The 13379-nt window shown below is 54.4% G+C and carries 13 protein-coding genes; 7 read left to right on the forward strand and 6 right to left on the reverse strand.

Features of this window, described 5'->3' with window-relative positions; translation table 11 throughout:
• From AM410_RS23510 to mntR, 5 genes are all read right to left on the reverse strand, one after another.
• Positions 1-1521, reverse strand: a complete 1521-nt coding sequence (locus AM410_RS23510; RefSeq protein WP_068795077.1) for an efflux transporter outer membrane subunit — start codon at positions 1519-1521, stop codon at positions 1-3.
• On the reverse strand, positions 1521-3092 hold the full coding sequence (locus AM410_RS23515) for a DHA2 family efflux MFS transporter permease subunit (RefSeq protein ID WP_014169264.1): 1572 nt from the start codon (positions 3090-3092) through the stop codon (positions 1521-1523). The genes AM410_RS23510 and AM410_RS23515 overlap by 1 nt, the downstream gene beginning before the upstream one ends.
• Positions 3089-4183 carry an HlyD family secretion protein gene (locus AM410_RS23520; protein ID WP_108648543.1) on the reverse strand — a complete coding sequence of 365 codons (1095 nt, stop codon included), beginning with the start codon at positions 4181-4183 and terminating at the stop codon, positions 3089-3091. The genes AM410_RS23515 and AM410_RS23520 overlap by 4 nt, the downstream gene beginning before the upstream one ends.
• 101 nt (positions 4184-4284) lie before the next feature.
• Complete coding sequence (locus AM410_RS23525) at positions 4285-5394, reverse strand: anion transporter (protein WP_040016987.1); 1110 nt, start codon at positions 5392-5394, stop codon at positions 4285-4287.
• Complete coding sequence (mntR, locus tag AM410_RS23530) at positions 5391-5864, reverse strand: manganese-binding transcriptional regulator MntR (protein WP_014169260.1); 474 nt, start codon at positions 5862-5864, stop codon at positions 5391-5393. Before mntR ends, AM410_RS23525 begins: the two co-directional genes overlap by 4 nt.
• Before the next feature lie 183 nt (positions 5865-6047).
• On the opposite strand from mntR, the gene mntS reads away from it, so the two are divergent.
• Both mntS and AM410_RS23540 read left to right on the forward strand, forming a co-directional pair.
• Positions 6048-6179, forward strand: a complete 132-nt coding sequence (mntS, locus tag AM410_RS23535; RefSeq protein WP_020884908.1) for a manganase accumulation protein MntS — start codon at positions 6048-6050, stop codon at positions 6177-6179.
• 283 nt (positions 6180-6462) lie between these two features.
• A complete protein-coding gene (locus AM410_RS23540) occupies positions 6463-8046 on the forward strand; it encodes a phosphoethanolamine transferase (RefSeq protein ID WP_108648545.1) in 1584 nt (527 codons plus the stop codon).
• 95 nt (positions 8047-8141) lie between these two features.
• Here the strand turns inward: AM410_RS23540 and ompX are convergent, their stop codons facing one another.
• Positions 8142-8660: an outer membrane protein OmpX gene (ompX, locus tag AM410_RS23545; RefSeq protein WP_020884910.1), complete on the reverse strand. Its 519-nt coding sequence runs from the start codon at positions 8658-8660 to the stop codon at positions 8142-8144.
• 354 nt (positions 8661-9014) lie between these two features.
• Here ompX and rhtA point away from each other — a divergent pair, with 354 nt between their 5' ends.
• From rhtA to glnQ, 5 genes are all read left to right on the forward strand, one after another.
• Positions 9015-9902, forward strand: coding sequence for a threonine/homoserine exporter RhtA (gene rhtA, locus AM410_RS23550; protein WP_020884911.1), 888 nt, complete (start codon positions 9015-9017; stop codon positions 9900-9902).
• 300 nt (positions 9903-10202) lie between these two features.
• Positions 10203-10706, forward strand: a complete 504-nt coding sequence (gene dps, locus AM410_RS23555) for a DNA starvation/stationary phase protection protein Dps (RefSeq protein ID WP_010428924.1) — start codon at positions 10203-10205, stop codon at positions 10704-10706.
• A 362-nt stretch (positions 10707-11068) separates the two neighbouring features.
• The gene (gene glnH / locus AM410_RS23560) at positions 11069-11812 is read left to right on the forward strand and encodes a glutamine ABC transporter substrate-binding protein GlnH (RefSeq protein WP_014883108.1); all 744 of its coding nucleotides are present in this window, start codon (positions 11069-11071) and stop codon (positions 11810-11812) included.
• Positions 11813-11896: 84 nt separating this feature from the next.
• Complete coding sequence (gene glnP / locus AM410_RS23565; protein WP_014169254.1) at positions 11897-12556, forward strand: glutamine ABC transporter permease GlnP; 660 nt, start codon at positions 11897-11899, stop codon at positions 12554-12556.
• On the forward strand, positions 12553-13275 hold the full coding sequence (glnQ, locus tag AM410_RS23570) for a glutamine ABC transporter ATP-binding protein GlnQ (RefSeq protein ID WP_014169252.1): 723 nt from the start codon (positions 12553-12555) through the stop codon (positions 13273-13275). The genes glnP and glnQ overlap by 4 nt, the downstream gene beginning before the upstream one ends.
• Positions 13276-13379 lie beyond the last annotated feature (104 nt).

Below are 13379 nucleotides of genomic sequence, written 5' to 3' on the forward strand. Positions count from 1 at the left end.
TTATCCGCGCGGAGCCTCACCAAAGACCTTGTAATCCGGTAATTGCACCTGCTGATACGGCTCCCAGCCGCCGCCCAGCGCTTTGTAGAGCGCCACCAGATCGAGAGCGCTTTGTACCTGCGCCTGCGCGCGTTGCTGCTGCGCCTGCGCCAGCTGCCGCTGGGCATCCAGCACGTCAATAAAGCTGGCGATCCCCTGCCGGTAGCTGTCGCTTGCCAAATCGAACGCGTTTTGCAACGCATCGATGGTTTTGGCAAGGCCGGCTTCACGCTGCTGATCGGTGCGGTAACTCACCAGCGCATTCTCTACGTCCCCGAGCGCGGTGAGCACCGTCTGGCGGTAGTCGAGCACTGCCGCGCCCTGCTGCGCACGCGCCACCTTCACGCTCGAGACCAGTCTTCCGCCCTGGAAAATCGGTATCGAGACCTGCGGGCCGAAGCTGTAGAAGTGGCTGCTCCAGTCCGTCAGCCAGTTGGTTTCGCTGTTTCGCAGACCGAACTGCCCGGAGAGAGTAAAGCTTGGGAACAGCTGCGCCACGGAAACGCCAATTTGCGCCGTGGCGGCGTGGAGGTTGGCTTCCGCCTCGCGTACGTCAGGACGACGACGGGCCAGCGTAGAGGGGATACCCGTTTGTACGATATCCGGCAGGGCGGGCATCGGCTGCGCCGACTGCAGCTCCGCATCCAGCGCCCCCGGCGGCTTGCCGAGTAAAATCGCGAGGCCATTCATTGCCTGCCGTGCCTGGGCCTGATACTGAGGAAGCTGCGCTTCGAGGTTCCCCAACTGGGCACGCGCATTTTCAACGTCCATCTGCGGTGACAGCCCGCCCCGCTGGCGGCTTTCGGTAAGTTCCAGGGTTTGTTGCGCGCTCTTAATCTGGGTGTTCAGCGTGGCAATGATGCTCTGCGCACCCCGCAGCTGCAGCCATGCGCGCGCCACTTCCGCCTCCAGCGACACCAGCGCGTCGTTACGCTGCTCTATCGCCGCTTTCTGCTGCGCTTCGGCAGCCTCTACCTGTCGGCGCACCTTGCCCCACAGGTCGATTTCCCACTGCGCATCGAAGCTCCCCTGGTAAAGATTGATTGGCTGCGTCAGCGGTCCTAGCGCGCCCCTGAGTTCAGGATCCACGTTATCAAGCTGGTCGTACACGCCGTGGGATTTCAGCTCTCCCTCCAGCCCAAGCTGCTGGCGCGTGGCCTGCAGATTACCGTTTACGGAAGGGTAAAACGCCCCACCCGCCTGGTTAATCTGTTCGCGCGCCCCGGCAATACGCAACACCGTCTGCTGCAGGGATAAATTTCCCGCGATCGCGCGTTCAATCAGGCTGTCCAGCTGCGGTGAACCGAAGGTTTTCCACCAGCGTGGGTTGGTTGCCGTCGAGGCCGTTTTTGACTTCACGCCGCTGTCACCCGGATCGTTCCAGTATGTCGGGGTCTGCGACGCCGGCGGCTGGTAATCCGGCCCCACGGCACAGCCTGCCAGCAGCATGATCATCAGGGGGGTTAAACGTCTGTGTATCATCAATGTGCTCCTGCACTCCCCTCGCTCTTAACCGGCGAGAGCAACAAACAAAACGGAATCAGTAACATGGCTACCACGCTCAGAATGGTGAACACGTCGATATACGCCAGGAAGCGCGACTGCTCGATCATGGTCTGGTACATGCGCCCGGTGGCGATACCGGTAGGGTCCCCGACCTGAGTGGTGAAGTTCTGGATCGCCTGCGCGCTTTCGCGTATCGCCAGCTGGAACTGTTCATTAAACGGTGACGCGTGATAGGCCAGATGCGCGCTGTGCGCCTGGGAACGTTCGGTAATGGCCGCCGTAGAAAGCGAGATGCCAATTGAGCCCGCCACGTTGCGGAACATGGTAAACAGCGCCGCCGCATCGGCGTTCAGCCGCCTCGGTATCGAAATAAAAGCAATGGTGGTGAGAGGAACAAACAGGAACCCAAGCCCTATCGACTGGGCGCTGCGGAACAGCACCAGCGTTTCGAAATCGATATCCGGGGTCAGCGTACGTGACCAGAAGAACGACACCGCCAGGCAGGTAAAACCAAAAGCGATAATCCAGCGCGTCTGCACCACCGGCATCAGCTTCAGCACCAGCGGGATAGTCAATACGATCAACACGGCGCCCGGCGAAAGCACCAGCCCGGACCAGGTGGCGGTATAGCCCAGGTCCTGCTGTGCAAGCTGCGGAATCACCACCGAACTGCCGTACAGAATCATCGCCATGCCCGCCATCAGCAGGCTGGAGATGGCGAAGTTGCGATCTTTCATGCAGTGCAGATCTACCACCGGTTTTTTGGCATACACCAGCCAGTAAATCGCTCCAATAATGCCGATGAGCGTCAGTACGGCGAAGGTGCGAATAAAGTTCGAATAAAACCAGTCCTCATCTTCTCCCCGGTCGAGCATCACCTGCAGGCAGCCCAGCCCCAGCGCGATCAGGCCGATCCCCGTCCAGTCGATAGACAGCTTCTCTTTCGATTTGCTTTCCCATGGCGGGTCTTCCAGCAGCTGGTAGATCGCCAGCACCGTTACAATCCCCACCGGAATGTTGATGAAGAAAACCCAGCGCCAGGAGTAGTTATCGGTGATCCAGCCGCCCAGCGTCGGGCCAAGTACCGGCGCAACGATAATGGCGATTGACGACAGACCAAACGCTTTACCCCGGTCCTCGGGTTTAAAGTAGTCGAGCAGCACCGACTGCTGCGTGGGCTGCAGCCCCCCGCCGAAAAAGCCCTGCATTACGCGAAAGAGAATGATTTGCCACAGCTCGGTGGCGATCCCGCACAGGAACGAACAGACGGTGAACATCACGATGCAGATCAGGAAGAACTGCTTGCGGCCAAAAACCCGACTCAGGAAAGCCGATATCGGCAGCACTATGCCGTTTGCCACCAGGTAGCTGGTCAATACCCAGGTGGATTCGTCGTAGCTGGACGAGAGCGACCCGGCCACATGCGGGAGCGCCACGTTAACGATAGTGGTGTCGAGGATCTCCATAAACACCGCCAGCGTGACCACAATCGCCACCGCCCACGGATTACTGGCGGGTCGCCAGTTGTCGTGGCTGTGATCCGTCATTCCACTGTCACCTTCGGTGCCACCGACAGCCCAAGCGGCAGCGGTTTGTTGGGATCCAGCCCTTTATCAATCACGATCTTCACCGGCACGCGCTGAACGATTTTGACAAAGTTACCGGTAGCGTTTTCCGACGGGAAGGCGGAGAAGCGCGAGCCGCTGCCCTGTTGAATACTGTCAACATGGCCTTCGAGCGCCATATCCGGCCAGGCATCTACGGACACCTCGACCTTATCGCCCGGCTTCATGCGTTCGAGCTGCGACTCTTTAAAGTTCGCCACCACCCACACATTCGGAGAGACCAGTGAAAACAGCGCGGTACCCGCCTGCACCAGGGTGCCGGGCTGGACGTTGCGTTTAGTGACAAAACCGTCAAACGGGGCGCGGACTTCGGTGTAAGAGAGGTTCAGCGTCGCGGTTTCCAGCTGCGCTTTGGCCTGATCGACCTGGCGCTGACGCGCTTCCACATTGGTTTCCTGCTGGCGGATCTGCAGCTGTACCTGCTCCGCCACTTCAAGCTGCGCCTGCGCACTTGCCAGGCCCGCCTGGGCACTGCGCAGCTGGGCATTGGAGGTATCAATACTTTGCTGGGTGGTCGCTCGCGGGTCAACGCCTCGCTGGCGGCGATACTCCGCCTGCGCATTGGCCAGATCGGCCTGCGCTTTAATCACCTGCGCTTTAGCTTCATCACGCTGAGCGGGATACTGGACTTTTGACAGCGCCAGCTGCGCCTGAGCCTGATGCAGCTGGGCGATCGCCAGCCCAAGCTGGGCCTGCGCCTGATCGCGCTGGGCGGTGGTATCACGCGGATCGATAACCACCAGCAGGTCACCCTTTTTCACCCGCTGGTTATCGCGCACGCGCAGCTCGGTGACATAGCCTGCCGTTTTCGGGGCAATCGTCACCACATCACCGTCGGTAAAGGCGTCGTCAGTGGTCTCTTCGTTACGGGTTAAAAACCACCAGACCAGCGCCACGATAACCATCACCACCACGACAATGCCAAGGATGATTAACGGTTTTTTGCCCGGGCGCTTACGCTGTTTAGTGTTGTTTTCCTGCTCGTCAGCAGGCAGGTTTTGATCTTCAGCCATAGGTCAGCAACAGTCCTGTCAGTGAGCGGCATCACACTATGCCGTTCACTAAAGCTAGGACGTTGCTATACGTTTGCCAGGAAAAACTGACAAATTGCGCACTATATGAGAAGGAAAATTCCGAAACCGATCGCCGCGGCCCAAATCAGCATCGGGATCGACCAGACATGGAAACGCCACCAGATACGACGATCGTTAGCCATACGCAGGGCAATCAGGTTAGCAAGCGAACCGGGCAGCAGCCCAAACCCGCCGATATTCACCGCCCACGCCAGCAGCGTATCAGGGGGAACGTAGTTGAGGAGTAAAATGGTGGAAGGCACGTTGCTGATGAACTGTGACAGACCAATCGCCGTGAGCCACAATCCCGGCTGCGACAGGCCACTGACGCTGTGCAGAACGTGTTGCAGTACCGGAAGCTGGATAAGCAGATGCACATCAATAAACATCACCATAAAGACCAGCAATAACGTCCAGTCCACGCTGACCAGCACGCGCCGCGCCAGGAATAAAAAACCGGCGGCGACGAGCAGTACGCCCGCCAGTTCATACTTCAGTTCCAGCGCGAACAGGAAAACGATGTACAGCGCCAGACAACTCCACACCAGACGCGGCTGCCACTGCGGGCCCGTGGTACCGCTGTGGTACTGCAGTTTTTTGACCGGGAATGCGAACCAGCAGACCGCCAGCAGCGACACCATCATCACCAGCGCCAGCGGAGCCATCTGCCAGGTAAAAGCGGCAAACGACAGCCCGGAACGTCCCCACAGGAGAATATTTTGTGGGTTGCCGATAGGGGTCAGAAGCGAACCGGCGTTAACGGCCAGCGCCTCGAAAATGATCAGCCGGCTAACCGGGATCTCGCAGAGCTTACGCAACGTGAGCGTGAGTGGCACGATGATAAACAGCGCCACGTCGTTGGTCAGAAACGTCGACAGCACCGCAGCAGAGAACACCATAAACAGCGCCAGGCGGCGTTCAGTGGCAAAGCGACGCACCATTTTACGTCCCAGGACGTCAAAATAGCCGCTCAACTCTACCCCTTTGGTGAGCATCATCAGTCCACTGAGGGTAATGATGGTGCGCCAGTCAATCACCGCAGGCCAGGTGTGTGGCGCAAACGGCACAAAGATGCTCAGTACTGCGCCAATGATGAATAAGAGATGGAAGAAACGATCGCGTGCCAGGGCCTGCAGTCCGGGGATGTTCATTCAGCGGAGGGACCATATTTAAGGGTAAATTCGCGAAACTTAACCAGCGTCTCTTCGCTGACGTGGTGTTCCATTCCTTCCGCGTCCCGGCGGGCAATTTCCGGGCTTACGCCCAGCACCAGTAAGAAGTTTTCGACGAGCTGGTGGCGCTCGCGACTCTCCTGGGCGAGTTTCTCCCCTTCCGGCGTCAGAAAGACGCCGCGCCAGGGGATCATTTCAATCAGGCCCACGGAGGCCAGACGTTTTAACATTTTTGCCACTGTCGGTTGGGAAACGCCCAGCCGTGCAGCCATATCCACCTGGCGCGCCTCCCCGACCTCGCGAATCAAATCGGAAATCAGTTCAACATAGTCATCAATCAACTCACGACGGTGCGCTTCACGTACCTGGCGAAAACCTTCGACATGTTCTTCAACATTCACCAGTTGCGTCGTTTTTCTGATTGTTGGCTTACCTGCGCGACGGTTCATTGTACTTCCTCAGTGGGGTGACGCTTCCAGCGCCCGGTATCGAGAGCGCACATTGTAAACCATCCCTCTACAAGCACAAAAAATTAACGAAATAGCCATAGCTATACAATATAGCCTGTGCTATATCTGTATGTAATGCAGTCACCCTTCACGGATCGAAGGGATCAAAAATCAGGAGGTCTCATGAACGAATTCAAGAGGTGTATGAACGTGTTTACCCACTCTCCCTTTAAAGTACGCCTGATGCTGTTGAACATGCTGTGCGATATGTTTAACAACAAACCCCCGCATCAGGACGACAAACCTTCCCACTAAGCGGCGTTGCGGTACGCCGCTTCATTTTTCCGTCACAAACCCTCTGTACACTGGCTTTCAGCCGCCCTATTCCCGATCTTTTTTACGGATTTGCAATCCCCTTCGCAAAACATCTGCTTAGCAACTGTTGCTATTATTTAGCGCTCGCACTATCTTCTTGCAGCCCTGCACAATTTGCGGCTCGCTGAAGCGGACCCTCATTCCCTCTCCACGCACTGTCAGGCAGGTTATGACCCTTGACGCCAGGGTGAGCACATGGCGTTTTTATCCATGATAGTGACCTATGAATTTAACCCTGATAGACACCGTTGTTACCCGTAGCCGGGCCTTAAGCCCGTGGACGGGATTTTACTTTTTGCAGTCATTACTGATTAACTTTGCGCTTGGCTATCCCTTTAGCCTGCTCTATGCCGTGGCCTTTACCTGCATATTGCATGTGCTGTGGCGAACGGCTCCGCGCGCGCAAAAAACGTTAGTCGGAATCTGTTCTCTGGTCGCTGCACTCTATTTCCCGTTTGGTCAGGCTTACGGCTCGCCGAACTTTAATACCCTGCTGGCGCTGCACTCGACCAATATGGAAGAGTCGACAGAGATCCTGACGATCTTCCCCTGGTACAGCTACGTGGTCGGCCTCTTTATCTTTGCCCTTGGCGTGATAGCCGTTCGCCGTAAAGCGGAAGAGAAAAAAACGTGGGGAAAAATTGAGCACCTGTGCCTGGCGTTCAGCGTGGTGGCGTTCTTTGTCGCACCAGTACAAAACCTGGCCTGGGGTGGGGTTTTCAAGCTGAAGGATACCGGCTATCCGGTGTTCCGATTTGTGAAAGACGTCGTCGTTAACAATAAAGAGGTGCTCGACGAACAGGCACGTATGGCTGAGCTTTCAAATATGAAAGACACCTGGAACGTGCTGGCCGTGAAGCCCAAATATCACACCTATGTGGTGGTGATTGGTGAAAGTGCACGTCGCGACGCCATGGGAGCCTTTGGCGGACACTGGGACAACACGCCGTTCGCCAGTTCGGTCAAAGGCACCCTGTTTACCGATTATGTTGCGGCCAGCGGCTCAACGCAGAAATCTCTCGGCCTGACGCTGAACCGGGTGGTCGATGACAAACCCCAGTTTCAGGATAACTTTGTTACCCTGGCGAACCGCGCAGGTTTCCAGACCTGGTGGTTCTCCAATCAGGGACAAATTGGCGAATACGATACGGCCATTGCCAGTATCGCCAGACGCGCCGACGAAGTGCAGTTCCTGAAGAACGGTGATTTTGAAGCGGACAAGAACACGAAAGATGAAGCGTTGCTGAAAATGACGGCGCAGGTCTTTGCCTCTCCGCGTACCCAGCCGCAGCTGATTGTTCTGCACCTGATGGGGTCTCACCCGCAGGCCTGCGATCGGACCGGCGGTAAATACGCAGAGTTTGTGCAGTCCAAAGAGACCTCATGCTATCTCTACACCATGACGCAAACCGACGACCTGCTGAGCAAACTGTACGATCAGTTACACAATACGGGTGACAGTTTCTCGATGGTCTACTTCTCGGATCACGGGCTGGCGTTTAAAGAGCGCGGTAAAGAGGTGCAGTATCTGGCGCACGACGATAAGTTCCAGCAGAACTTCCAGGTACCGTTTATGGTTGTGTCGAGTGATGATAAAACGCATCGCATTATTAAAGCGCGGCGTTCGGCCAATGATTTCCTGACCTTCTTCTCGCAGTGGACGGGGATTTCGGCACAGCAGATAAAAAATGCGTACCCGTTTGTCTCTAACAAGAAGGCTCCCCCAGTGTACATTACCAACTTCAAGTTACAGAAAGTTGACTATAACCATCTGGGAACCGATATCTTCGATATTAAGAGTAAATAATCCGGGCAATCTGCTACCCTCTCCTGCAAGGCGAGGGATTAACGTAAAAAAAATCCGCCACATTGGGCGGATTTTTTACTGGCTCACCGAAGTGATTAGAAGCGGTAACCTACGCCCGCGATCCAGGTGCCAACGTCAACGTTGCGGATACGGCTCTGCTCATAAGAGAAGTCCAGAGCGACGTCCTGGATTGGGTTGAACTGCAGACCCGCGCCATAGGAGAAGCCGTAGTCGCTGTTGCTTGCAGTGCGGTTCAGACCCTGGTTTTCGGTCTGCTGGAATTTACCGTAGCCAACACCTACAACACCGTAGATGCTTGCCCAGTCGTTCAGACGGTAAGCTGGACCAGCGGTGATGCCGTAGTACTGGCCTTTGTTGTATGCGCCGTTTTCAGAACGATCTTTCTCGGTGTAGGTGAAAGAACCGATCACGCCCAGTGGGTTGTTATCCTGCTCGTAACGATACTTCAGGTTGAAACCGTTAGCTTTATTCATCACGCCCTGCATATCGCTCTGAGCGTAACCACCGGTTACAGTAGAAGTAGCAGCTACAGCGGTACCTGCGGAAACAGCCAGTACAGCGGCCAGTGCTGAAAGACATGCAATTTTTTTCATAACCACCTCAAATGTGCTTCAAGTAAGTCCGTAAGTTTTAAATATATCAAAAAAATTTGCGAAACTCTTTGTGATTCGTGATGTCTAACTGAACCTTTCCTGTAACAGAACGTTTCCAGCGTCAGCTATCTCATTCAAATCACATACAATTTTCGCTATAAAACGCTCATACTGCGCGCCTGCGCCGTTACATTCATCCAGATTATTCCTAATCTGACAGGCGATAAATCCACCAGCGCTTAACCATTTTACGGAATTTACACGTTTTTTTTTCAACGGTCTCTCAACCGTTGCAGCTTATTTCCTTTACACTGCAACCTTTACTTCATTTGACATAAGTTGACAGGAGAAAGGATGCCTGGGTTATCCCGCTCGTCGTCGGTCTGGTTGCCGGTTGTCGTCATACTCATCGCCATGTTGTCCATTCAAAGCGGTGCCTCGCTGGCCAAATCCCTCTTTCCGCTGGTCGGTGCGCCTGGGGTCACGGCCCTGCGTATTGCCCTCGGAACCGCGATCCTGGTGGTGATTTTCAAACCCTGGCGTTTACGCTTTAAAAAAGAACAACGCTTACCGCTGCTTTTTTACGGGCTGTCCCTGGGAGCGATGAACTACATGTTCTATCTCTCCATCCAGACAATTCCGCTGGGGATTGCCGTGGCACTGGAGTTTACTGGCCCGCTGGCGGTAGCGCTTTTCTCGTCCCGTCGTCCCGTTGACTTTATCTGGGTAATTTTAGCCGTTCTTGGCCTGTGGTTCCTGCTGCCGCTGGGTCAGAGCGTCTCAGAGATCGATCTCACGGGCGCGGCGCTGGCCCTGGGGGCGGGTGCCTGCTGGGCTATCTATATAGTGACCGGACAGCGCGCCGGGGAAGAGCATGGCCCGGCGACGGTGGCAATCGGTTCATTAATTGCCGCTATCATCTTTGTGCCGGTGGGTATGGCTCAGGCCACCGAGTCCATCTGGCAATGGTCAGTCATGCCCATCGGGCTGGCGGTCGCCATTCTTTCCACAGCACTCCCCTACTCTTTAGAGATGATAGCCCTTACGCGCCTGCCGACGCGCATTTTCGGCACGCTGATGAGCATGGAGCCCGCGCTCGCCGCCCTGTCAGGGATGGTCTTCCTCGGGGAAACCCTGACCTTCACCCAGACGCTGGCCCTGTGTTCGATTATCGCCGCCTCAATGGGCTCAACGCTAACGATGCGCCCGGAACCTAAAGTTGAGAAAATTGACCTCAATTAGCGCCCTATATTCTGCGTGGCTTTATAGCCATGCAGAATAAAGGCCAGTTTCCCGTTTAAAATATTTTTTTACATACTTTGCACTCTTCGTGAAATATTTCCCCCGCTGTCGATAACGTTTTCCTGAATTAGGATTGATCTGCATCAATTTTAAACAATCCCTTTAATTTCATACCATTGTAAACACAATGTCCTTCTCACTATTAAACTGATAGGCAGAGCCTCCCCGCAGGGAAAAAATCCGGTGCTATACTTAATCCCGCAATTACCTGGGAAACAAACATCAAGAGGATATGAGATTATGAGTACCGCTAAACTGGTGAAAACGAAAGCGTCTAATCTGCTTTATACCCGTAACGATGTATCGGATAGCGACAAAAAAGCGACCATTGAGTTGCTGAATCGCCAGGTGATCCAGTTCATCGATCTTTCGCTGATCACCAAACAGGCCCACTGGAATATGCGCGGTGCAAACTTTATTGCCGTTCATGAAATGCTGGATGGCTTCCGCACAGCACTGGTTACCCACCTCGATACCATGGCCGAACGTGCCGTACAGTTAGGCGGTGTGGCACTGGGTACCACGCAGGTGATTAACAGCAAGACGCCACTGAAAAGTTATCCGCTGGATATCCATACCGTTCAGGATCACCTGAAAGAGCTGGCAGACCGCTACGCGATAGTGGCTAATGATGTGCGTAAAGCTATCGGCGAAGCGAAAGACGAAGATACAGCCGATATCTTCACCGCCGCTTCCCGCGACCTGGACCAGTTCCTATGGTTCATTGAGTCCAACATCGAATAATTCATAAGAATTTCCTATACAACCCTCGCCCTCCGGTGAGGGTTTTGCACATCTATGGTGCACGTTTTTGGCCTGAGACGCTGCAAAAGTGAAAAAATTGTAATAATCACCTCACACAACCGTTAACGGAAGATTGTTTTTTCGTCAGAATTTACGCTAAATAACGCTTCGTCTGTTGAGCCAAATGACGCGCACCAAAACGGTGCTCCACTTTGGTGCAATAAAAGTTCATTGCCCCGTTTTCTGTGCAATGCATAACATCATCCCCTTTGTAAAACAACAGCTTGTAAAGTTGGCACGATTTTTTCATTGTGCCACTCGTTCTCGCAGGGGATCGCCCCGTGGATATAAAAGGAAATGCTATGAAGTCTGTATTAAAAGTTTCACTGGCTGCACTTACCCTGGCTTTTGCGGTCTCTTCCCAGGCTGCCGACAAACTGGTTGTGGCGACCGACACGGCGTTCGTTCCGTTTGAATTCAAACAGGGTGATAAGTACGTTGGCTTTGATGTTGATCTGTGGGCTGCTATCGCAAAAGAACTCAAACTGGATTACACCCTGAAGCCAATGGACTTCAGCGGCATCATCCCGGCACTGCAAACGAAAAACGTTGATCTGGCCCTGGCCGGTATCACCATTACTGAAGAACGTAAAAAAGCGATCGACTTCTCTGACGGCTACTACAAAAGCGGCCTGCTGGTGATGGTGAAAGCCGATAATAACGATGTAAAAAGCGTGAAAGACCTCGACGGTAAAGTCGTCGCGGTGAAAGGCGGTACCGGTTCTGTTGATTACGCGAAGGCAAACATCAAAACCAAAGATCTGCGTCAGTTCCCGAACATCGATAACGCCTACATGGAGCTGGGTACCAACCGTGCTGACGCGGTGCTGCACGATACCCCTAACATCCTGTACTTCATCAAAACGGCGGGCAACGGCAAGTTCAAAGCCGTCGGTGATTCTCTGGAAGCCCAGCAGTACGGTATTGCGTTCCCGAAAGGCAGCGACGACCTGCGTACGAAAGTTAACGGCGCGCTGAAAACCCTGAAAGAGAACGGCACCTACAACGAAATCTATAAAAAATGGTTCGGTACCGAGCCTAAATAATAATTCTTAAAAATGACGTTCACTCGGGGGCGACCTTTCGCCCCTGCTATTTTAGAAACACGGTAACAGTAACAGGAAACTATCATGCAGTTTGACTGGAGCGCCATCTGGCCTGCCATTCCTATCTTGCTTGAAGGCGCTAAAATGACCCTGTGGATTTCGGTCCTCGGTCTGGTTGGTGGGTTGATTATCGGTCTTGTCGCCGGTTTCGCCCGCACCTACGGCGGCTGGATTGCAAACCACATCGCACTGGTTTTCATCGAAGTGATCCGCGGCACCCCAATTGTCGTTCAGGTCATGTTCATCTACTTCGCCCTGCCAATGGCTTTCACCGACCTGCGCATTGACCCGTTCAGCGCCGCTGTCGTGACCATTATGATCAACTCAGGTGCCTATATCGCGGAAATTACCCGTGGTGCGGTCCTGTCGATTCATAAAGGTTTCAGTGAAGCGGGTCTGGCGTTAGGCCTTTCTCGTCGCGAAACGATCCGCCACGTCATTCTGCCGTTGGCCCTGCGCCGCATGCTGCCACCGCTGGGGAACCAGTGGATCATCAGTATTAAGGATACGTCGCTGTTCATCGTTATCGGCGTTGCTGAGCTGACCCGTCAGGGCCAGGAGATCATTGCGGGCAACTTCCGTGCGCTGGAAATCTGGAGTGCGGTAGCCGTTGTCTACCTGATCATCACTCTGGTTCTGAGTTTCGTTCTGCGTCGTCTTGAAAGAAGGATGAAAATCCTGTGATTGAATTTAAAAACGTTTCCAAGCACTTTGGCCCAACCCAGGTGCTGCACAATATCGATCTGAATATCAAACAGGGTGAAGTGGTGGTCATTATCGGGCCATCCGGTTCCGGTAAATCGACCCTGCTGCGCTGCATCAACAAGCTGGAAGAGATCACCAGCGGCGATCTGATTGTCGATGGCCTGAAGGTGAATGACCCGAAAGTCGACGACCGTCTGATTCGTCAGGAAGCTGGCATGGTGTTCCAGCAGTTCTACCTGTTCCCGCACCTGACGGCGCTGGAAAACGTAATGTTTGGTCCACTGCGCGTACGTGGCGCCAGCAAAGCGGCGGCGGAAACGCTGGCTAAAGATCTGCTGGCTAAAGTCGGCCTCGCGGAACGTGCTCATCACTACCCATCTGAGTTGTCCGGCGGACAGCAGCAGCGTGTGGCTATCGCCCGCGCACTGGCGGTAAAACCGAAGATGATGCTGTTTGATGAGCCAACCTCGGCGCTTGACCCGGAACTGCGTCACGAAGTGCTGAAAGTCATGCAAGATCTGGCTGAAGAAGGGATGACGATGGTTATCGTGACCCACGAAATCGGCTTTGCTGAGAAAGTGGCTTCCCGCCTGATCTTTATTGATAAGGGCCGTATCGCTGAAGACGGTAACCCACAAGCGCTGATCGCCAATCCACCGAGCCAGCGCCTGCAGGAGTTCCTGCAGCACGTCTCCTGATAGCGCTTCAGTTACGCCATTCTGAGCCGGGCATGCCCGGCTTTTTTACGCCAGATTGTTCCCAAAAATCCTCCCGCGCGCCTCGCCCTCTATACTTATCTTTT

It is taken from the genome of Enterobacter cloacae complex sp. FDA-CDC-AR_0164, from assembly GCF_003071645.1.
Lineage (GTDB): Bacteria > Pseudomonadota > Gammaproteobacteria > Enterobacterales > Enterobacteriaceae > Enterobacter > Enterobacter ludwigii.